The organism is Pseudomonas putida, from assembly GCF_001941965.1.
Classification (GTDB): domain Bacteria; phylum Pseudomonadota; class Gammaproteobacteria; order Pseudomonadales; family Pseudomonadaceae; genus Aquipseudomonas; species Aquipseudomonas putida_L.
Window position 1 is genome coordinate 315,177 of the sequence record NZ_MKZO01000047.1, and the last position, 20,757, is coordinate 335,933.

The 20,757-nt window shown below is 66.2% G+C and carries 19 protein-coding genes; 8 read left to right on the forward strand and 11 right to left on the reverse strand.

Annotated elements, in window-relative coordinates:
* From PSEMO_RS24800 to PSEMO_RS24810, 3 genes are all read right to left on the reverse strand, one after another.
* Positions 1 to 1,050: an ABC transporter substrate-binding protein gene (locus tag PSEMO_RS24800; RefSeq protein ID WP_075805574.1), complete on the reverse strand. Its 1,050-nt coding sequence runs from the start codon at positions 1,048 to 1,050 to the stop codon at positions 1 to 3.
* An 87-nt stretch (positions 1,051 to 1,137) separates the two neighbouring features.
* Positions 1,138 to 2,253 carry an ABC transporter ATP-binding protein gene (locus PSEMO_RS24805; protein ID WP_178392055.1) on the reverse strand — a complete coding sequence of 372 codons (1,116 nt, stop codon included), beginning with the start codon at positions 2,251 to 2,253 and terminating at the stop codon, positions 1,138 to 1,140.
* A gap of 35 nt (positions 2,254 to 2,288) precedes the next feature.
* Positions 2,289 to 3,659, reverse strand: a complete 1,371-nt coding sequence (locus PSEMO_RS24810; RefSeq protein WP_075805575.1) for an aminotransferase — start codon at positions 3,657 to 3,659, stop codon at positions 2,289 to 2,291.
* 325 nt (positions 3,660 to 3,984) lie between these two features.
* Between PSEMO_RS24810 and PSEMO_RS24815 the strand changes: the two genes are divergently transcribed.
* The 6 genes from PSEMO_RS24815 (at position 3,985) to PSEMO_RS24840 (ending at position 9,961) form a co-directional block, all read left to right on the forward strand.
* Positions 3,985 to 4,764, forward strand: coding sequence for an IclR family transcriptional regulator (locus tag PSEMO_RS24815; protein ID WP_075805576.1), 780 nt, complete (start codon positions 3,985 to 3,987; stop codon positions 4,762 to 4,764).
* A gap of 196 nt (positions 4,765 to 4,960) precedes the next feature.
* The gene (locus PSEMO_RS24820) at positions 4,961 to 5,479 is read left to right on the forward strand and encodes a sigma-70 family RNA polymerase sigma factor (protein WP_075805577.1); all 519 of its coding nucleotides are present in this window, start codon (positions 4,961 to 4,963) and stop codon (positions 5,477 to 5,479) included.
* Positions 5,476 to 6,375: a DUF4880 domain-containing protein gene (locus PSEMO_RS24825; RefSeq protein WP_075805578.1), complete on the forward strand. Its 900-nt coding sequence runs from the start codon at positions 5,476 to 5,478 to the stop codon at positions 6,373 to 6,375. The genes PSEMO_RS24820 and PSEMO_RS24825 overlap by 4 nt, the downstream gene beginning before the upstream one ends.
* A 78-nt stretch (positions 6,376 to 6,453) precedes the next feature.
* A complete protein-coding gene (locus PSEMO_RS24830; protein ID WP_075805579.1) occupies positions 6,454 to 8,811 on the forward strand; it encodes a TonB-dependent siderophore receptor in 2,358 nt (785 codons plus the stop codon).
* A 14-nt stretch (positions 8,812 to 8,825) separates the two neighbouring features.
* Entirely contained in the window at positions 8,826 to 9,659 is an 834-nt protein-coding gene (locus PSEMO_RS24835) for an alpha/beta hydrolase (protein ID WP_075805580.1), read from the forward strand.
* 110 nt (positions 9,660 to 9,769) lie between these two features.
* Positions 9,770 to 9,961, forward strand: a complete 192-nt coding sequence (locus tag PSEMO_RS24840; RefSeq protein ID WP_075805581.1) for a hypothetical protein — start codon at positions 9,770 to 9,772, stop codon at positions 9,959 to 9,961.
* A gap of 214 nt (positions 9,962 to 10,175) precedes the next feature.
* Here the strand turns inward: PSEMO_RS24840 and PSEMO_RS24845 are convergent, their stop codons facing one another.
* The 4 genes from PSEMO_RS24845 to PSEMO_RS24860 all read right to left on the reverse strand — a co-directional run bounded on the left by PSEMO_RS24845 (position 10,176) and on the right by PSEMO_RS24860 (position 13,991).
* On the reverse strand, positions 10,176 to 11,504 hold the full coding sequence (locus tag PSEMO_RS24845) for a hypothetical protein (protein ID WP_075805582.1): 1,329 nt from the start codon (positions 11,502 to 11,504) through the stop codon (positions 10,176 to 10,178).
* A gap of 113 nt (positions 11,505 to 11,617) precedes the next feature.
* Entirely contained in the window at positions 11,618 to 12,388 is a 771-nt protein-coding gene (locus PSEMO_RS24850; protein WP_075805583.1) for an SDR family oxidoreductase, read from the reverse strand.
* A complete protein-coding gene (locus tag PSEMO_RS24855) occupies positions 12,385 to 13,176 on the reverse strand; it encodes an SDR family NAD(P)-dependent oxidoreductase (protein WP_075805584.1) in 792 nt (263 codons plus the stop codon). The genes PSEMO_RS24850 and PSEMO_RS24855 overlap by 4 nt, the downstream gene beginning before the upstream one ends.
* Positions 13,173 to 13,991: a molybdenum cofactor biosynthesis F family protein gene (locus PSEMO_RS24860; protein ID WP_075805585.1), complete on the reverse strand. Its 819-nt coding sequence runs from the start codon at positions 13,989 to 13,991 to the stop codon at positions 13,173 to 13,175. Before PSEMO_RS24860 ends, PSEMO_RS24855 begins: the two co-directional genes overlap by 4 nt.
* 156 nt (positions 13,992 to 14,147) lie before the next feature.
* Between PSEMO_RS24860 and PSEMO_RS24865 the strand changes: the two genes are divergently transcribed.
* Together PSEMO_RS24865 and PSEMO_RS24870 are read left to right on the forward strand one after the other, a co-directional pair.
* Positions 14,148 to 16,475 carry a putative bifunctional diguanylate cyclase/phosphodiesterase gene (locus tag PSEMO_RS24865; RefSeq protein ID WP_075805586.1) on the forward strand — a complete coding sequence of 776 codons (2,328 nt, stop codon included), beginning with the start codon at positions 14,148 to 14,150 and terminating at the stop codon, positions 16,473 to 16,475.
* Entirely contained in the window at positions 16,463 to 17,335 is an 873-nt protein-coding gene (locus PSEMO_RS24870; protein WP_075805587.1) for a phosphate/phosphite/phosphonate ABC transporter substrate-binding protein, read from the forward strand. The genes PSEMO_RS24865 and PSEMO_RS24870 overlap by 13 nt, the downstream gene beginning before the upstream one ends.
* 4 nt (positions 17,336 to 17,339) lie before the next feature.
* Here the strand turns inward: PSEMO_RS24870 and PSEMO_RS24875 are convergent, their stop codons facing one another.
* The 4 genes from PSEMO_RS24875 to PSEMO_RS24890 form a co-directional block, all read right to left on the reverse strand.
* Positions 17,340 to 17,714, reverse strand: coding sequence for a GFA family protein (locus PSEMO_RS24875; RefSeq protein WP_075805588.1), 375 nt, complete (start codon positions 17,712 to 17,714; stop codon positions 17,340 to 17,342).
* Positions 17,715 to 17,876: 162 nt separating this feature from the next.
* Positions 17,877 to 18,539, reverse strand: a complete 663-nt coding sequence (locus PSEMO_RS24880) for a helix-turn-helix transcriptional regulator (protein WP_075805589.1) — start codon at positions 18,537 to 18,539, stop codon at positions 17,877 to 17,879.
* Positions 18,536 to 18,979: a GlcG/HbpS family heme-binding protein gene (locus PSEMO_RS24885; RefSeq protein ID WP_075805590.1), complete on the reverse strand. Its 444-nt coding sequence runs from the start codon at positions 18,977 to 18,979 to the stop codon at positions 18,536 to 18,538. The genes PSEMO_RS24880 and PSEMO_RS24885 overlap by 4 nt, the downstream gene beginning before the upstream one ends.
* Positions 18,976 to 20,244, reverse strand: a complete 1,269-nt coding sequence (locus PSEMO_RS24890; protein WP_075805591.1) for an MFS transporter — start codon at positions 20,242 to 20,244, stop codon at positions 18,976 to 18,978. Before PSEMO_RS24890 ends, PSEMO_RS24885 begins: the two co-directional genes overlap by 4 nt.
* Positions 20,245 to 20,757: the final 513 nt, after the last annotated feature.

The following is a 20,757-nucleotide window of genomic DNA, read 5'->3' on the forward strand; positions in this document are numbered from 1 at the left end:
TCACTTGGCCGACCAGGCGGTCCACTTGGCATTCAGTTCGTCGATGCGGTCGACCCAGAACTTGTCGTCCAGCACCAGCACATTGGCGGCGTTCTGCGGGGCGCTCGGCGAGTCGGCCAGGGCGGCCGGGTCAGTGTCGGCGATGCCTTTGCGCGAGGTGATCCCGGTAGGTTGCAGGGCCGGCCAGAGCTTCTGGTGCTCGCCTTCGCCCATCACCTTGAGCAGGCCGTAGGCCTTGTCCTCGTTAGGCGAGTTGGCCAGGATCACCCAGCTGTCCATGGTCTGCAGCGACTGGTTCCAGACCAGGCCGAAGGGCTTGTGGTCCTGGCGGATGGCATTGGTCACCCGGCCGTTGTAGGAGGTGGTCATGGCCACTTCGCCCGAGGCCAGCAGTTGCATCGGCTGGCCGCCGGCTTTCCAGAACAGCAGTTGGTCCTTGATGCTGTCGAGCTTCTTGAAGGCGCGATCGACGCCGCCGGGCAGGTTGAGGGTCTTGTACACCTCGGCCGGGGCCACGCCGTCGGCCATCAGGGCGATTTCCAGGTTGCCCTTGGGCCCCTGGCGCAGGGCGCGCTTGCCGGGGAAGGTCCTGGTGTCGAAGAAATCCGCCCAGCCGGTGGGGGCGCGGGACAGCTTGCTGGTGTCGTAGCCGATGACGAAGTTGTACACCGCGTTGCCCACGCCGCATTCGCTGACGGCGCTGGGGATGTAGCTGTCCTTGCCGCCAATGCGGTTGAAGTCCAGGGCCATGAACAGGCCTTCGCCGCAACCCAGTTGCAGGTCCTCGGCTTCCACCTGGACCAGGTCCCAGCCGCCGTCCTGGCCTTCGGCCCGGGTGCGCAGCAGGCCGATGCCGCCTTCCCAGCTGTCATCGACCACCTTGTTGCCGCTGGCCTGGCTGTAGGGCTCGAAGAAGATCTTGCGTTGCACGTCCTGGTAGGCGCCGCCCCAGGAGGCCACGGTCAGGTCGCGGGCCTGGGCCGCGCCGGCACACAGGGCAAGGCCGCAGAGGGTGAGGGTGAAATGACGGACGGAGCGGGTGCTGAACATGATGGAACTCCCAGCCTTTGAAATTGGTTTTGGACGGCAGTGTCAGAGCGGTTCATCGAATCGGGTGGTGCTTGTTCTTGTAGTGGATCAGCGCAGGATCATCGCCAGCTGCGGCGGCACGCCGAGGGTCACGGCCTCGCCCGGCAGCGGCGCCGGGCGGCCGAGGCTGCCCGGGTTGTAGGTCATCGACAGCTCGCTGCCGCCGGCCATGTGCAGGCGCAGGCGGCAGTGGGCGCCATGGAAGATGCTGTCGATCACCCGCGCGGCCACGGCCGGCTCGTCGCCGCTGGCCAGGCGCAGGTTTTCCGGGCGGATCGCCAGGGCTGCGCTGTCGCCCACGGTCAGGCGGGTGTCGGCGCAGCGGGCGTGGTGCAGCGAGCCGTCCTCGTCGAGGCGCAGGGTGGCGAAGCCGTCGGCATTGTTGACCACCCGGCCTTCCAGCAGGTTGGTCTCGCCGAGGAAGTTGGCGACGAAGCGCGTCGCCGGGCGGTTGTACAGGGTCTGCGGCGCGGCGATCTGGGCGATGCGGCCTTCGTTGAACACGGCCACCCGGTCGGACATGGTCATCGCCTCGTCCTGGTCATGGGTGACATAGATGAAGGTGATGCCCAGTTGCTTGTGGATCGCCTTGAGCTCCAGCTGCATATGCTCGCGCAGGGCCTTGTCCAGCGCGCCGAGGGGTTCGTCCATCAGCAGCATGCGCGGCCGGTAGACCAGGGCCCGGGCCAGGGCGACCCGTTGCTGCTGGCCGCCGGAGAGCTGGCCCGGCTGGCGGTCCTCGAAACCCTCGAGACGCGCCAGGGCCAGGGCTTCGCGCACCCGCTCACGGGTTTCGGCGGCACCCACCTTGCGCAGGTTGAGAGGGAAGGCCACGTTCTGCGCCACGCTCATATGCGGGAACAGCGCGTAGCTCTGGAACACCACGCCCATATCGCGGCGGTAGGCCGGCAGGCGGCTGATATCGGCGCCGTCCATGAGGATGCGCCCGCGGTCCGGGGCATCGAAGCCGGCGAGCATCATCAGTGTGGTGGTCTTGCCCGAGCCGCTGGGGCCGAGCAAGGACAGGAACTCGCCCTGGCGGATATCCAGGTGCAGGTTGTCGACCACCCAGGCGCGTTCGTCGTAGGTCTTGCAGACCTCCTCGAAACGCACCAGCAGCGGGGCGTCGGCCAGCGGGTCGGGGGCGTCGGGCTCGGTGTTCATGGCAGCCTTGGGCAAGGGGCGGAGGTCCTGGGCGATCATGGCCGGATACCTGCCAGCACGTCGTCCAGGGCCTGGGTCAGTGCCTTGAGGATAGTCGCGATCTGCTGCCCATCGACGATCAGCGGCGGCGCCATGACCAGGGTGTCGCCGAGGGCGCGCAGGAGGATGCCGTTGCGCTGCAGGGCGTTGCTGACCTGCTGGGCGATCTTCAGCTCGGCGGGGAAGGGCGTGCGGCTGTCCTTGTCGGCGACGAATTCCAGGGCCGCCATCAGGCCGATGCCGCGGGCCTCGCCCACCAGCGGATGGTCGGCCAGGGCGCGCACGCCGGCCTGGAACGCCGGGGCCACGTCGCGGACATGGGCGACGATATCCAGCTCGTCGTAGAGCTTGAGGGTTTCCAGGGCCACCGCCGCCGCCACCGGATGGCCGCCGTAGGTGTAGCCATGGCCCAGGCCGCCGAGGGCCTGGCTCTGATCGGCGATCACCTGGTAGATGCGCTCGCTGACCAGCAGCGCCGAGATCGGCTGGAACGCCGCCGACAGGCCCTTGGCGCAGGTCAGCATGTCCGGCTCGATGCCCATGGCGTCGCAACCCCAGTAGTGGCCGGTGCGGCCGAAACCGCAGATCACCTCGTCGGCGACCATCATAATCTCGTACTTGCGCAGCACCGCCTGGACCTTGGCGAAATAGCCGGCGGGCGGGAGGATCACCCCGCCGGTGCCCATCACCGGTTCGGCGAAGAAGGCACCGATGGTGTCCGGGCCGGCTTCAAGAATGGTCTGCTCCAGTTCTTCGGCCAGGCGGGTGGCGAAGGCTTCCTCGCTTTCCCCCGGCAGGCCTTGGCGATACAGGTGCGGGCAGCGCACATGAATTACGTCGGCCAGGGGCTCGCCCCAGCCTTTGTGCATGTTCGGCAGGCCGGTCAGGCTGGCGGCGGCCAGGGTGGTGCCGTGGTAGCTGCGCTGGCGGGCGATCAGGCGGGTCTTGCCCGGCTTGCCGATCGCGGTGTGGTAGTAGCGGACGAACTTGAGCGCGGTGTCCACGGCTTCCGAGCCGGAGCTCTGGAACACCGCCTTGGTCAGGCCGGCGGGAGCGTGCTCGATCAGCAGCGCGGCCAGGTCAGCGGCCGGGCCGTGGCTGCGGTGGGCGAAGGTCTGCTGGTAGGGCAGCTTGAGCAACTGCTGGTAGGCCGCCTCGGCCAGGCGCGGCTGGCTGAAGCCCAGGGTCGCGCACCACAGGCCGGACATCCCTTCGATATAGCGCTGGCCCTGTTCGTCGAACACATAGATGCCCTCGCCACGTTCCATCAGCAGCGGCCCGACCTCCTCGTGCAGGCGCAGGTTGGTCTGGGGGTGCAGATGGTAGGCGATGTCGCGCTGGGCCAGGGCCGAACCACGAGCTGTCATGACGTTATCCTCGATGCGATTTTTGTATGCGTATGCGGTACGTGGTTTCATTTTTACGACTGGTCGCAAATTTCGTCAAATCCTTTTTGTTTCTTTTAAAAGAATGGCTTTTCGCTGAAAGAACTATCCAGATGATGATGGTTCGAGGCAAAAGGATAATTCTCGTTAAATCATGTAGTTGCGTAGCAATACGCCATCTGGGTGGACCTGGACGGGCCGGAGCGGGGCTTGTCAGCTTTCATGAAACTGCGAGATAGTCCGGCCATCGTCGCGTTTCGCCTATGCGAACGCGGTCCATTTTTCTACCCAATCAGGGATCTTCACGATGAAGGAAGAAACGACCTCGGGCGGCGTGCGCTCGGTGCAGCTCGCCCTGGATGTGCTGGAGCGGGTGGCGGGGGCCAGCGAGGACATCGGCGTCAGCGAGCTGGCGGTGCAACTGGGCACGACCAAGGGTTCGGTGTTTCGCCATCTGAAAACCCTGGTGGAACGCGGTTACCTCAGCCAGAACCCGCAGACCTCGCGCTACCGCCTGGGTGTGCAGGCCTATGTGCTGGGGCATGCGGCGGCGGGGGGCATCGACCTGCTCAGCGCCTCGGCCGATGCCCTGCGCGATTTGCGTGACGAACTGGGGCTGTCGGTGGTGCTTTCGGTCCTGCAGGGGCGGCGCCTGGTGGTGGTGGACACCCAGTTGGGCAAGTCGGCGCTGGAGATTGGAGTGCGCACCGGCACCGAGCTGCAGTTGCACTGCAATGCCCAGGGCAAGGTGGCGCTGGCCTTTGCCCGGCAGTTGGGGGTGGATCAGCTGGGGGCGGCGGAGCTGCCGGCGGTGACGGTGAACACCGTGACCGATCGTCAGGAACTCAAGCGCCAGGTCGCAGAAGTCAGGGCCCAGGGCTGGGCGGCGGCGATCGAGGAAGAGACCCTGGGCATCTCGGCGATTGCCGCGCCGATCCTCGGGCTGAATGCCGAGTTCATCGGCGCGGTGGCGTTGGTGGCGACGGTGCAGAACATCACCCGCCAGGTGGACCCGGCGCAGGTGCATGCCTTGAAGAAGGCGGCGTTGCGGGCTTCGTGGAATCTTGGGTACAGGGATGGGCCTTGAGGTTTCCTGTGTGGCTGAGGGCCTCATCGCTGGCAAGCCAGCTCCCACAGGTATCTCATGCACCGCGGACCCTGTGGGAGCTGGCTTGCCAGCGATGAGGCCAGTAAGAACAACACAAATCTACATATTGAAATAAGAATGATTCGCTATTAATGTGCCCCCGTATTTCAGCCGCTCTGGTTCCGAAGGGGGTGCCATGTCGCTACATGAAGCGGATTCCATCGTGCCTTTCGACGTGCTCTACGGCACCCATCACGGCTGGCTGAACGGCTGGCTGCGGCGTTCGGTGGGCTGTTCGCAGCAGGCCGCGGACCTCGCCCAGGACACCTTCGTGCGCCTGCTGGTGCGCAACCAGCCGGTCACCAACCGCTCGCCCCGCGCCCTGCTGGCGCGCATCGCCCGCGGCCTGGTGATCGACCACTGGCGCCGCGATGCCCTGGAGCGTGCCTACCTCGAAGCCCTGGCCCATCTGCCGGAAGCCAGCTACCCCTCGCCGGAAGTCCGCCATGAAGCCCTGCAATGCCTGGAGCGCATCGCGCAGATGCTCGAAGGCCTCAAGCCGGCGGCCCGCGAAGCCTTCCTGCTGTACCAGCTCGGCGGCCTGACCCACGCGCAGATCGCCGCGCAACTGGGCGTGTCCAGCCGTACCGTGGAACGCCATGTCGCCAATGCCCTGCTGCACTGTTACCGCCTGTGTTTCGAGGCAACACCATGAGCCGCCTGCCGGAAAGCGTGGTGCGTGCCGCCATCGACTGGCAGATGCGCCTGCGCGGCCACCCCGAGTTGCAGGCCCCGTTCAATGACTGGCTGCGCCGCGACCCGCGTCATCAACTGGCCTGGCAACGCCTGCAGCAGATGGCCGGGATGTTTCAGTCCAGCCAGTTGCCCCGGGCCGAGCAGAGTATCCCGCTGCTCCAGCGTGCCTCCGCCGATCTCAGCCGGCGCAGGATGCTCAAGATGCTCGGCCTGGTCGCCGGCGGCACGGCCCTGGCGGCGGTCAGCGCACCACCGGCCTGGCATGCCGACTACATCACCCACCTGGGCGAGCGCCGGCAGATCAACCTCGGCAATGGCACCCGGGTCACCCTCAACGGCGACAGCTCGGTGGACGTGCAGGGCGGCGAACTGTTGCTGCTGTCCGGCGAAGTGCTGCTGGACGGTGCGCGCTGGCATGCGCGCTGCCGCTTCGCCGAGTGCAGCGGCCGCGAGGCGCGGGTGTCGTTGCGCGAGCGCGATGGCTACAGCGAGATCCGCGTCGATCGCGGCGAGGTGCTGGTCACCTCGCCGGTCGGCCAGCGCCGCGTGCTGGCGGGCGAGGGGCTTGGCGTGTCAACGTCGGCGATGACGGTGCTGGGCAAGAGCCCCCTCGACCCGTTCGCCTGGAGCCGTGGCCTGCTGGTGGTCAACGATATCCGCCTGGGCGAATTCCTCACCGAGGCCGGGCGCTACCGGCATGGCTGGCTGGGCTGCGACGAGCGGATCGCCGACCTGCGCCTGTCCGGGGTGTTCCGCCTCGATGATCCGGCGTCGCTGCTGGACAACATCAGCCATCTGCTGCCGGTGAAAGTGGTCGAGCGCACCCGCTGGTGGGTACGGGTAGTGCCGGCATAGACGCCAGCTGAAATTTTTTTGTCGGACTTCATGGACTCGTCCGGTTATGGGATATCACTTCCCTTATTGGACTCCTGAATGCGCCGTAACAGTCCCCCGTCGATCCCTTTCCAGCCTCGCTCCCTGTCCCGCGCCGTGTGCCTGGCCCTGGCCCTGGGTGGCGCTGTCGCCAGCCTGCCGGCCCGCGCCGAAACCCCGGTAGCACCGGCCGTAGCCGCCGGTCCGCTGGCCCAGGCCCTGAGCAGTTTCGCCGAACGCTCCGGGATCACCCTGTCGTTCGCCCCCGATGATGTGCGCGGCCTGAGCACCGCCGGCCTCGGTGGCGGCGGTTCGCTGGAAGACGGCCTGAACCGGCTGCTCAAGGGCAGCGGCCTGGTGGCGCACAAGACCGCCTCCGGCTACGTGGTGCTGCGTGATACCGAGGCCAGCCTGCAACTGGCGCCGACCAGCATCGAAAGCACCTCGATGCAAAGCGCCTTCGCCCCGGTCACCGGCTATTTCGCCAGCAATGCCAGCAGCGCCACCAAGAGTGAGCGGCCGATCCTGGAAACCGCGCAGAGCGTCAGCGTGGTCACCGCCGAGCAGATCAACGACCGCAAGGTCAACAAGGTCGAGGACGCGGTGGCCTACAGCGCCGGGGTGCGGGTCGGCAGTTCGGGACTGGACCCACGTTTCGACAACATCCAGGTGCGCGGCTTCGAGACCACCATCGCTGCCGACTTCCTCGACGGCCTGCGCCAGCCCGGCAGCGGTTGGCTGTCGCTGTACTCCACCGAGGCCTATGCCTTGGAGCGCATCGAGGTGCTCAAGGGCCCGGCCTCGGTGCTCTACGGCCAGATCAGCCCCGGCGGCATGGTCAACCGGGTCAGCAAGCGCCCGAGCCTGCTGGCAAAGAACGAAGTGCAGGTGCAGGGCGGCAGCTACGATCACCAGCAGGGCCAGTTCGATATCGGCGGCAAGCTGGACGAGGCCGGCGACGTGCTGTTCCGTACCGTCGGTCTGTACCGCGACTCCGGCTACTCGGTCGACCAGATGGACAACGATTCGCGCCTGCTGGCGCCATCCCTGAGCTGGCAGATCGACCCGGACACCAGCCTGACCCTGTTGGCCCAGTACCAGGAACGCCAGACCGCTGCCTCGCCGATGATGCTCCAGGAAGGCGACCACCTGACCCACTTCTGGCAGGGCGACGAGTACTTCGACAAGCTGCACCAGCGCCAGTGGACCTTCGGCTACGAGTTCGAGCACGCCTTCAACGACACCTTCAGCGTCCAGCAGAACCTGCGCTACGGCCAGGTCAGCACCACCAACCAGTACCTGCAGCCGACCGCGGTTATCGACGGGCATATCCTCGAACGCTCCGCCGTGGGCTTGTACGAGGACATGAACTCCCTGTCTACCGACACCCGCCTGGTCAGCCGCTTCGCCACTGGCAACCTGCACCACACCGTGGTCAGCGGTGTCGACTATGCCTGGCTCGACACCTCGCTGCTCTATGCCATGGGCCCCGCGCCGACCATCGACCGCTGGAACCCCGACTACCACCAGCCGGTGGCCAAGCCGACCTCGCCGCTGGCCGACCGGGACGGCCTCGAACACCGCATGGGCGCCTATGTGCAGGACCAGATCGAACTCGATCAATGGCGCCTGTCCGCCGGCCTGCGCCGCGACTGGGTGCATGTGCGGCGTGACGACAACCTCACCGATATCAACAGCACCACCAGCGACTCGGCCACCACCGGCCAGGTCGGCGTGCTCTACCTGTTCGACAACGGCCTGGCGCCCTATGCCAGCTACGCCACCTCGTTCCTGCCGGTCAGCGGCGTGAACGCCACGGGCCAGCCGTACAGGCCCACCGAAGGCAAGCAGTACGAAGTTGGCGTGAAATACCAGCCGCCGGGCAGCAGCACGCTGTTGACCGCCTCGCTCTACCACCTGACCCAGAGCAACGTGCAGACCCGCGACCTGGTCAACCCGCTGAACAACGTGCAGACCGGCGAGCAGGTGTCCCGTGGGCTTGAGCTGGAAGCGGTGTCCGACGTCAACGACAACCTGCGCCTGACCGCCAGCTACGCCTTCAACGATGCCGAGGTGACCAAGGGCAACAACGGCGACCAGGGCAAGGTGCCGAAGAACGTGCCGCGCCACCTGGCCTCGCTGTGGCTGGACTACAAGCTGCCGTTCGGCTTCGGCATTTCCGGTGGTGCGCGCTACACCGGCAGCACCTATGGCGACGCGGCCAACCTGGTGAAGAACGAGGGCTACACCCTGGTCGATGCCGGCGTGCACTACGACTTCGGCGGCGGTCTCGACGGCGTGCGGGTGGGCGTCAATGCGCGCAACCTGTTCGATGAGCGCTTCATCAATTGCCAGGACGGCTACTGCTACCGCGGCGAAGCGCGCAGCGTGGTCACCAGCCTCAGCTATCGCTGGTAAGGGGAGGAACGGACATGCTGCGTACCTGGATGATGAGCCTGGCGGTCCTGCTGTTCAGCGGGCTGGCCCGGGCCGAGCCGGTGACCCTGGATGGCACCGAGCAATGGACGATGAAAAGTGCCGAGGGGCGCGAGTACCGGATCATGGTCAGCCTGCCGGAGGGCGATGTGCCCTGGACCGGCGGCTACCCGGTGATCTACCTGCTCGACGGCAATGCCTACTTCCCGGCCTTCCATGCCGCCAAGCGCGCCCAGGGCCGCCTGCGCGGGGCGGTACTGGTGGCGATCGGTTACCCGAGCGACACGCCGCTGGATTTCGTTCGCCGCGCCTACGATCTGTCGCCGCCGGCTCCGGCCGACCGCAACGATCCGCCCCAGGGCGGGCAGGATGTGTTCCTCGACTTCATCGAGAAGCGCCTGATGCCCAAGGTCAACCAGCGCTTCAAGATCGACCAGGACCAGCGCAGCCTGGTCGGCCATTCGTTCGGCGGGATGTTCGCCATCTATACGCTGTTCACCCGGCCCGAGCTGTTCCAGCACTACGTGGCGATCAGCCCGAGCCTGTGGTGGCAGGACCGCTTCCTGCTGGCCCATGAGCGGGCGTTCACCGCCAAGGCCCATGCCGGCAAGCTGGACCTGATCCACCGCAGCCTGAGCCTCAGCGCTGGCGACCGGGAGATGCCCCAGGAGATCCAGGATGTACGCTCGTTGCAACTGCGTCTGGAGAACCTGTCGCAGTATGGCTTGCGCAGTGACCTGCAGATCGAGGCGGGGGAGGACCATGCGGCGATTCCGTTCCGCGTGCCGAACCGGGTGCTGGATGAGCTGATGAGCACGCGGCGCTACTGAAGCTTTCGAAATTGTCATCCGCGCCTCACCTTGGCGTTAGCTGTTGCTCCATAGACTGGCTCGCAACAAGGGCCACTTTCCTGGTGCGCCCGGAATGCTCGAGGTGAGTGATGCGGATGCTCAAGGTGATGGCGGTGGCGGGTCTGTTGTCGGCAATGGTCGGCACGGCCCAGGCGGCGGACGGTATGGAGCGGATCCAGGAGTTCCAGGCGAAGTTCCAGGCCGAGCAGGACCGGCTGTGGGGCGACCGGGAACAGCAGTTGGTGAAGCAGGAGACGGCGGACAAGAAGGCGGATGGTTGAGGTGTTCTCTCGGGCCTCATCGCTGGCAAGCCAGCTCCCACAGGGTTCGGCAGCGCCGCGGACACTGTGGGAGCTGGCTTGCCAGCGATGAGGCCCTCAAGAGCAATAGAGATCTAGAATGTACCGCCACAGTCAGTTGGCTCCCACAAGGACCGCGTGCACCGCTGTACCTGTGTGGCTTGCCAGCGATAGGGCCCTCAAGAGCAATGAAGATCTAGAACGGTACCGCCACCGTCAGCTGGCTATAAACATTGGTCCCATTCCCCCCCACCTGATTCCCCCCGGTCGTCTCATCCTTCTTCGGCTGGTACAAGCCGATCACCGGGCTGATGATCAGGTGCTCGTTCACCGCCCATTCCGCATAGAAATCCAGCTCGCGGGCATCGAGATTCAGGGTGTCGCGGGTCCTCAGGGTATGGAAATCGAAGTACAGCGCGCCCACGGTCAGGTTCTCCAGCGGCGTGGCCTTGAGGCCGACATGATGGATACCGGTATTGCTGTTGAACGGCCCCGAATAGTTGGCCGCCACTTCACCCTGGAACCAGGTGCCGTAACCGGTGCTCAGGCCGGTGAACAGCGAGTCCCAACCCTGGGAGTAACGGGTATAGCGATAGGTGACCTTGGGCGACCAGGCGACATCAGCGAAGGTATAGCCCGCTTCGGCGTACCAGGCTTTTTCCGGGCCCGCGTCCTTGTCCTGCCAGGCGTATTCGAAGGCGAAGCTGGCATTCTCGATGCCCGCATTGCCTTCGCCACGCAGGCTGTAGACGTCCATGTTCTCCCGCTCTTTCTGGAAGTCGCTGGCCCATTGGTCGACCACGTCGAGGCCATGCACCCAGGTCAGGCCCAGGGTGCCGGCTTCGGCGGTGTAGTCCAGGGTACCCGCCGCCAGTTCGGTTTCGGCCTGGGCGCGGTTGTCGGATTTCAGCCAGACCACGCTGCCGTGCAGGCCGTCCTGGCCACCGAGTTTCAGTACGGCGGTACGGTCGAAGGCATGACGGGCTGCCAGGTAGTAGGCGCCGCCACGGTTCAATGCGCCGTCCGCCGGGCCCTTGCCGAGGTTGGGACCGTCGTCGTTGATCAGGAAGCCGCTACCCAGCTTGACCACCTGACGCCCGGCGGAGAAGTCCACGCCATCCTTGCCCAGGGCCGGAAACAGGTCGCCGGAACGCCAGCCAAGGAAAGCATCCTCGATCTTGGTGGTGCGTTCGGAACCATCGGTATTGCCGGCGGCATCGCCATCGCCCCAGGTCGCCGAGCTGACCAGGTTGAAGGTGCCGTACAAGGTGCCGTTGCCGCCCAGGCCCTGGTCGCCGCTGACCCCGTATTTGATGAAGCCTTCGCGCCAGGTCGAGCCGCCGCTGCTGCCGTCGTAGTTCTTGCGGCTGTTGAACATGCCGTACACCGCGAGCATATCGGCGTTGAGGTGGGTGTCTTCGTCGGCGTACAGCTCGTAGGCCAGGGCCGGTTGCGCCGCTGCCAGGCTGGCAAGGCTCAGGCCGACGGCCCGGGCCAGTGGTAACAGGCGGTGTTGCTTGTCCATGTGTGCTTCCCCAATGCGGTTCTTGTTTGGCAGATCAGTGGCTATTAGGGCGCTGGCAGTCGGGGCAAGTCTTGTTCGTGGCTGCCAGCGCTCTTGACCGCAATGGCCAGTCTTCAGTCCAGTGCCGCCATGGTTTCCGGCAGCGTTGCGCCGCCATCGACGATCAGGGTCTGGCCGGTGATATAGGCGGCATTGTCCGAGGCGAGGAAGAGCATCGCCGCGGCGATATCCTCCGGCTCGCCCAGGCGACCCAGGGGCACGCCACGGGCGATCCGCGCATTGAGGCCGTCGTCGCCCAGGTTGCCCATGGCCGGGGTACGGATCATCCCCGGCTCGACGCCGTTGACCCGCACGCCATGGGCCGCCAGCTCCAGCGCCGCACTGCGGATGAAGCCGTTGACCCCGGCCTTGGACGCGGCGTAGTGACTGAGCCCGGGATAGGCCACCCGCGGCCCGGTGACCGAGGAGGTCACCAGCACATTGCCGCGACCCTGGCGACGGAACAGCGGCAGCGCGCCCTGGGTCAACCAGAACAGCGCCGACAGGTTCACGTCCAGGGTCCGGCGCAGCAGCGGTTCGTCGATCTGCTCGAACGGCGTCAGCGGGAAGTACGCTGCGTTGTGCACCAGCACATCGAGGCGCGGCAGGCCCGCCAGCAGGCCGGCGATGCCCTGGCGGTCGGCCAGGTCGATACCGCTGGCGCTGACCCGGTGGCCCTGGCCATTCAGCTCATCGGCCAGCGCCTGGGCACCGGCCAGGTTGAGGTCGGCGATCAGCACCTCGGCCCCGGCCCGGGCAAAGCCCTCGACGATGGCCCGGCCGATACCCTGGGCGCCGCCGGTGACCAGCACCTGCTGGCCACTGAAATCGAAGCGTGCATTCATGCGTCGTTCTCCATGCGGGTGAAAGCCAGGGTCGGCACGTCGACGATGGTCGAACCACCGTCCGCCGCAATCACCGCCCCGGTGATGATCGACGCCTCGCTGCTGACCAGGAATTGGCACAGCGCGGCGATCTCGTCCGCCGTGGCCGGGCGGCGCAGTGGCACGTCGGCGGTGACCCGGGCGTAGGCCGCATCGAGGTCTTCGCCGTAACGCTCCATCAGCGGCTGCATCTCGGCATCGGCCATCGGCGTGCGCACCCAGCCCGGGCAGACGCAGTTGACCCGCACACCCTGCGGCCCGAAGTCCCGCGCCAGGGAGCGGTTCAGCCCCACCAGGGCATGCTTGGCGGTGGTGTAGCCGCACACCTCCGGACCCGCCGCCAATGAGGCGATGGAGCCGAGCAGGACGATGCTGCCGCGCCGCTCGATCAGCAGCGGCAGGCAGGCCCGGGCACTGTGGAAGGCGCTGTGCAGATTGCCGCGCATGGCGGCTTCCCAGGCGGCGTCGTCGGTGTCCAGCGCCGTGCCCAGGCCATGCCCGCCAGCACAGCAGACCAACGCATCGAGGCCGCCGAAGCGGGCGCGGATCTGCTCGACGAAACCGTGCCAGGTGGCGCTGTCGGCGGCATCGCCGGCCAGCACCAGGGCATTGGTGTCCGCTGCCACCTGTTCCAGTGCCTCGCGGCGCCGGCCAACCAGCACCAGCTGGTCGCCGGCCGCCGCCAGGCGCCGCGCGCAGGCTGCACCGATGCCGCTGCCGGCACCGGTCACCAGCACGGTGCGGCTCATTTGTCGTGGACCGTGGTGTTGATCAGGTTGCAGTAGGACGACACCGGGAAGTTGCTGAAGGCCTCGAAGCCGCCTTCGGCATGGCCGAAGATCTTGCCGTCGCTGCGGTGCTCGCGCAGGTCGATCATCACCAGGCCCAGGGTCGGGATGATCTTCTCGCGCCAGACGAACAGGTACAGCTCGTCGGCAATCTTGTAGTAGTGGCAGCGGTCGGTGTCGCAGAGGCCTTTTTCGACCCCCTTGAGGCACTGCCAGGTATAGAAGTTCTCGTTGAGGTAGATGTGCTCGTATTCCTCGGTCGGGCTGTAGCGGTAACGGTTGCGGATACCCACCAGCTCGGTGGTCAGTGCGTGCGGGCAGGCGCCGTCTTGCCATGGGCGGTCGAGGGTGCCGTGGAGGAACTGCGCTTCGACGCAGGTCAGGGCCTTGCCGGACAGGGCGCGGTGGAACATGCCTTGGTGGGTTTCCTCGGCCTCGGGCATGCTGCCGATCACGGCGGTGAAGGACTGGCTCAGGGTGTCCAGGACCAGGGAGATCGACCAGGTCTGGCCGTTCTCGGTCTTGAGGAAGTCCACCAGCACGATGCCCGGACGCACCGAGGTGGCGCGGTACGGCGCGCTGCCCGTGGAGTGGCCGTCGGCGGCATGCCAGTGCAGTTGCTCGGCGTCGAAGCGGTGCTCGATGGACCAGCCATTGGCGAAGTTCAGGGTCATGCGCTGCCCGGCCAGCTCGGCCAGTCGCGGCAGGATAAAGGCTTCGGGGGCGAAACCGTCGGCCAGGGCGCCTACGGAAATCCAGTCGGTATGGGTGGTCATGGGAGGTGGCTCGTTGTTGTTGATTGGAGCCGTGATGGTGCCGGGCAGGGCGGTCGGGCGGTATCAACCGGATGGTTGAGGTGGCGGTATACCAGTCATCTGGCTGTCATAAAGCGGTAGTAATGTGCCATCACTCAGCGGCAGGAATGAATTGCAGTGATCCGCCGATCTTTTTCCTCTCTCAATGTGCTGCAGTTCCTGCTGCTTTCCTCGTCTGCGGCGATTCTGCTGTTCCTCTGGGGGCTGTTCTTCCAGCAGCAGGCCACGTCCGCGCAGGAAGCGCTGGCCGCCAAGGCCTCCGAACACCTCAACCTGGCCACCATGGCTGCCGAGAACCTCAGTCAGTTGGTGGATCGTGCGCAGACCATCGGCCGTGCCGCCCAGGCCGATATGCGCGACGGTGGCCAGGGCCGCCTGAGCCTGGTGCGCATGCTCGCCGAAGACCCGGTGCTCAAGCGCATGAGCCTGTACCGCGCCGACGGCAGCCTGCTGTCCGCCAGCCACCGCGATGAACCCGGCCAGTTGCCCGAACCCTGGCTGCGTGCGCTGCGCGAACATACCAGCCGCTATGGCTTCAAGCCCTTCCTGCCGCCGCTGGACGCTTCGGCCAAGGATGCCGAAGAGATCAACTGGCGTCTGCCATTCCTGCTGCCGTTGACCGATCCGTCCCGGGGCGATGCCGAAAGCATCCTCCTGGTGCAACTGGATATCGGCTACCTGGCGGTGCTGTTCCAGCATATCGACCTGGGCAGCAGCGGCCTGATGCGCCTGCTCGACAGCGCCGGCCACGAGCGCCTGCGCATCGGCAACAGCGGCGTGCTGGTGGCCGGCGAGGCGCTCAAGCCGGAGCTGCCGGACAGCGTCGAAGCCGCCGGGCGCGTCAGCCAGTACAGCCTCGACGGGCATTACCAGAGCCTGTTCCGCAAGGTCCTGCCACGGGGCTTCAGCATTGCCGTGAGCCAGCGCGAGGAGGAGATCCTTGCGCCGTCGCAGGCGCTATACGAACGTCAGCTCTGGCTCAACCTGGCCATGACCCTGCTGGTCCTCGGTGGCGCGCTGTGGACCTGGCGCGTGCTGGGCAAGCGCGAGGAAGCTTTCGCCGCCCTGGAGCAGGCCCAGACCATCAACCAGCAACTGATCCAGCGCCTGGAAGAAGAACACCGGCGCAGCAGCCATGCGGCGGCCACCGATCACTTGAGCGGCCTGCACAACCGTCGCCAGTTCATGGAAACCGCCGCGCGGGTGCTGGGCGAGCAGCGCAGCAAGCGGCGCCTGATGGCGGTCCTGTTCATCGATATGGACCGCTTCAAGTCGATCAACGACTCCCTCGGCCACAAGGTCGGCGACCTGCTCCTGCAGGCGGTGGCCGGACGCATCAGCCGGGCCCTGGAACCGGGGGATGAAGCGGCGCGTTTTGGTGGTGACGAATTCGTCGTGCTGCTGGCCGGCAGTCGTACCGAGGAGCAGATCGACCTGTGGGTGCGCATGCTGCTGAACAAGCTGTCGGCCACCTATTCCCTGGACAAGCATGAACTCAACAGCAGCCCGAGTATCGGCGTGAGCATCTGCCCGCGGGATGGCCAGTCGGTGGACGAGCTGATCCGCCATGCCGACGCCGCCATGTACTCGGCCAAGCAGGCCGGGCGCGGGCAGTACCGTTTCTTCGATCCGTCGCTGAACGTGGTCAATGTCGGCGAGTTCGCCCTGGAGCAGGCCTTTGGCTCGGCCTTGAAGGAGCGCCAGTTCGTCCTGCATTTCCAGCCGCAGGTGCGTTTCGATTCGATGCAGGTGGAAGGTTACGAGGCCCTGGTGCGCTGGCAGCACCCGGAGTTCGGCCTGCTTTACCCGGACCGTTTCATCTCGCTGGCCGAACGCAGCGGATTTATCGTCGCCCTCGGCTGGGAAGTGCTGCGCCTGGCCTGCGAGGAACTGGTGCGCTGGCAGGAAAGGGGGATTCCCTCGGGGCTGGCGGTGAATGTCTCGCCTTTGCAACTGCGCCAGCCGGATTTCAGTGCGCGGCTGCTGGAGGAGGTCCGCCAGCATGGCGTCGACCCGCGCCGGCTGGAGCTGGAAATCACCGAAACCACGGTGCTCGACGACGAAGGCCAGGGCATCAAGCACCTCAAGGCCCTGCGTGACGCCGGCCTGAGCATCAGCCTCGACGACTTCGGCCAGGGCTATTCCGGGTTCTCCCATTTGCAGGCGCTGCCGATCAACCGCCTGAAGATCGACCGCTCGCTGATCGCCCAGCTCTCCAACAGCCATGACGACAGCCCGATCGTCCTGTCCACCATCATTCTCGCCAAGCGTCTGGGGCTGGAGGTGGTGGCCGAGGGCGTGGAGACCCGCGAGCAGGTGGTCTATCTGCGCCTGGCCGGTTGTGATTATGCCCAGGGCTACCACTTCAGCCGGCCGCTGACGGTGGCCCAGTTGCACGAATACCCTCCCTTCATGGACGCGACGGAAACCGCATGCGAGCACTGACCCGACTGTTTTGCCTGATGTTCGCCACGTTGTTCAGCCTGTCCGTTTACGCCGAGTGCAGGCAGCCCAGCTTGCGCATCGCGGTGATTCCGAAGAAGAGCATGGAAGAGCTGATGAAGGACTATCAGCCGCTGCTGGAGCGGCTGAGCGACACGTTGGGGATTCCGGTGTCCATCGTTCCGGCGTCGTCCTATGAAAGCGTGGTGGATGCGGTGGTCTCCGGTGGCGTCGATATTGCCTGGCTGGGGCCGGCGTCCTATGCGCTGGCGCAGCAGCGTGATCCGCGGATCGAGCCGTTCGCCAGCCTGGCGATCAAGAATGGTTACTTCACCCCGGCGGGGCATCACTATCAGGCATTGCTGCTGGCAAAACGCGAGGTTGCGGGAGATCTTGAAGCCTTGCGCGGCAAGCGCGGGGCGCTGAGCGACCCGGCCAGCACCTCGGGCAGCGTGGTGCCCAATGTCGAGTTCGCCGCCCAGGTGGGCATGCCGTTGTCGCGCTTCTTCGGTTCGGTGGCGTATTCCGGGTCCCATGACAAGTCAATCGACGCCTTGCTCGAAGGGCGGGTGGATGCGGCGTTCGTCGCCAGCGTGCGGGCCGATGCCTATCTCAACAGCGGCAGGATCAACCGGGACACCTTCAATGTGCTCTGGCGCTCGGAGCGGATCTACTACGACCCCTACGTATTCCGCGGCAATCTCTGCGCCGAGTACAAGGCGCTGATTCGCAAGGCGATGCTGGAGAACCAGGACGGGCTGGCGGCGTTTCTCGCGTCCCAGGACGCCAGCAGCATCGCCCCGGTGAGCCGCGCGGAATATGCGCCGCTGCTGCGGATGATGGAGACGCGGCCAGGGGGCTGAGTGGTCAGGTGCGCCACCAGGCGGGCTGGCAGTCTTCGAAGGAGTGGTATTCGGGCTTGAGCTCGGGGCCGCTCGGGTCGTCGAATCCGCCGACCAGCAGGGCGATCACCGGTTCGTCGTCCACCGCGCCGAGGGAGCTGCCGCAACGCGGGCAGAAGGCGCGGCTGGAATAGTCCGAGGAGCGGTAGAGGGCAGGGGCGCCGCCTGGGCCGGTCCATTCGATGTGGTCCCGGGGGAATTCGACCCAGAGGGTGGTGAGGGCACCGCTGTGCTGCTGGCAGTTGCGGCAGGAGCAGGTGTGGGGCTTCTCGGCGGGGCCTTGGGCGCTGTAGCGGATGAAGCCGCAGAGGCAGCCGCCTTGGTAGGTGGTTTGGGGCATCGGGGCAGTCCTTTGGAGGCAAGCTGGGAGATTAGATCAGGATTATGTGTTGCTGCTAATGGCCTCATCGCTGGCAAGCCAGCTCCCACAGGGTTCTGCGGTGCACGCGATCCCTGTGGGAGCTGGCTTGCCAGCGATGAGGCCATCAGCAGCGCCGGAAAACTAAAGGAACAACACCCCCACCAACTCCGTCCTGTTCCTCACCCCCACCTTGCGAAACAGATTGATCAGATGGGTCTTCACCGTCGGCAAGCCCAGTTCCAGTTGCCGCGCCAGGGTCTTGTTGCAGGCCCCGTCACGCAGCAGCAGGGCGATCTCCCGCTCCCTCGGCGTCAACCCGCCCAGCCGGTCAGGCGCCGCTACCGGCAACTGCCGCGCCGCCATCTGCATCAACCCGTGCAGCGGCAACAGGCGCTCCAGCTCCTCGACCCTGAACGCCCCCAGCGAACCATCCCGCAACAACGAAACCCCTGCCGCCAGCCGCCCGTCGACCCAGGCCATGATCTCCACCACATCCACCACCCGGTGCTGGTCGAGAAAACCCAGGTATTCACGGCCATGGGCCGCATCGTGATGAGCCAGCCCCTGGCGCAGCGAGACCACCGGCAAGCCGATGGCCTTGCAGTTGTCCGGCTTGAGCGGGTCGAGATGGCGGTAGTGTTCCAGATAGCGGTGGTGCATCGGCGGCTGCATGCCGAGCAACTGGAAATCGCAGGCCAGCAACTGCTCGTCGACCCGATAGAACGCCGCCAGGCTGGCCGGCACCTGCTGGCTGAAGGCGTGCAGGCAGTAACGCCCGAGCTCTTCCGTGCTGACGCCGTTCATGCGCCTTCCAGCAGCGCGCGGACCTTGTCCACGGCGGCGCGGGCGCAGTTCACGTCCATGGCCTCGGACGCCCCCGAGACGCCGATGGCACCGATCACCTGGCCCTGATGCACGAACGGCTCGCCACCACCGAACAGCGCCAGGTCCGCCTGCAGTGGCAGCCCTTCGCGTACCGCCTGCGAGGTCTTCTGCAGGCGCTCTTCCCACGCCGAGGTGGGCACGCCAAACCCGGAAGCGGTCCGCGCCTTGTTCAGGGCGATGGTCTGGCAGGGCCTGGGCGCGCCGTCCATATGGGCGCTGTGGATCGGCTGGCCGCTGGCGTCAAGGATCGCCACGCTGACCCGCACGCCAGCCTGTTCGGCGAAGTCCACGGCGGCGCCAAGGGCCTGCATGGCCAGGCGCAGGGTGATGGTCGGTTGCTGACGCAGCAGGTCGCTCATGGGGCAGGTTCCTCAAGGGTGGATTCAGGACGGGCACGCAACAACAGTTGCCAGAGGCAGTACAGGGCCAGCAGGGCGGCGGCGATATGCATCGCCCAGGGACCGCCGATATGGGCGGCAAGTATTCCGGCGAGCAGGCCGCCGATGGCATCGAAGCCGAAGCGGGTCGAGGTGTAGATAGACACCACGCGCCCGCGCAGCGCCTCCGGGGCCTGGCCTTGCAACAGGATATTGGTGCCGACGTTGTTTATGGTCACGCCGAAGCCGAGGATCAGCATCGCCAGCAACGACAGCGGCAGGCTGCGGCTGCTGGCGAACAGCAGCAGGCCGAGGGCGCTGGCGATCGCGGAGAACAGGATCAGTCCGCGCAGGCGCTCGCTGCTCTGGTTGCCGGCCAGCAGCACGGTGGACAACAGCGAACCCAGCCCGGCAGCACCCCACAGCCAGCCCAGGGTGCGCGCGTCGCCGGCGAAGATATCGTGGACGAACACCGGCAGCAGCACGGCATAGGTGGAGGCGGTCAGGTTGACCATCAGCACACCGAAGATCAGGCCGCGCAACGAGGGCGAGGCCAGCACGTAGTCGAGCCCTTCGCGGAACATGTTGCGCATGCTGCCGCTGGCCTTTTCCCCCGGTGTCAGGCGGATCAGCAGCAGGCCGAGGATCAGCCCGCCATAGGACAGCGCATTCAGAGCGAAACACAGCGCCTCGCCGGTCAGCGCCAGGAGCAGGCCTGCGAGCGGCGGGCCGATAAAGCGCGAGCAGGTGAACAGCATGGCGTTGAGGGCCAGGGCATTGGGCAGGTCGTCGCGGTCGTCCACCAGGCGGCTGAGCAGGGACTGGCGCAGTGGCGTGTCCACTGCATTGAGGATGCCCAGGGTGGTGGCGAGGATCACGATCAGCGTGGGCGTGATCAACTCCAGCCCGGTCAGCGCCGCCAGCAACAGGGCCTGGGCACCGAGCATGGCTTCGACCTTCATCAGCAGGCGGCGCTTGTCGTGGCGGTCGATCCAGGCCCCGGCGATCGGGCCTACCAGCAGTTGTGGGAGCAGGGTAGCGCAGGTGGTGATGCCCAGCAGTGCGGCCGAGCCGGTCAGGCGGTAGACCAGCCAGGACAGGGCCACGGTCTGCACCCAGGTGCCGAGGGTGGACACCGCATGGCCGATGAAATACAGGCGGAAATTGCGGTGGTGCAGGGAGCGCAGCACGGCGGGCCAGCGGTTGGGGCGGGATTGTTGCTCGGGTTTCACGATACGGGATGCCATGGCCGGAGGAAGAACGGGCCCGCCCGACTTTACCCGCTTGCGCCTGCGCCGTCTTGACCCAGCCTGTCGTGGGCATGTGTCTGCCTGCCAGGCACGGCGCGGCCTCTGGCAGCGACGGTCAAGTGCCCGGCACCCGTATGCAAGACGTAACCGGCACAATCCGGTCAACTCGGTGTTTTTCACTGCCGAACGGTGTGCACTGATGTTTTTCAGGAACGATCATTGGGTGCGGGAGCTGGAGCCTTTGCTGGCGCGGGTCAGTCAGGGCCAGCTGTGGGGCGATGTGGAAACGCCGCAGTTGCAGCGTCATCCGGCCGTGCTGGCAGCCTTGCGCGAGCTGGCCATGGCCCGTCAGCAGGATGGCCGACAGCTCGACGAGGTGCGCGCCCTCGGCAGTGACCTGAGCCAGCAGGTCGAGCAGGCCCGGGGCCAGAGCCGCAATGCCGAGGCCGAGGTGCAGCGCCTGGAGCAGCGTTGCAGCGACCTGCAGGCCTTTGTCGGCGACCTGGAGCA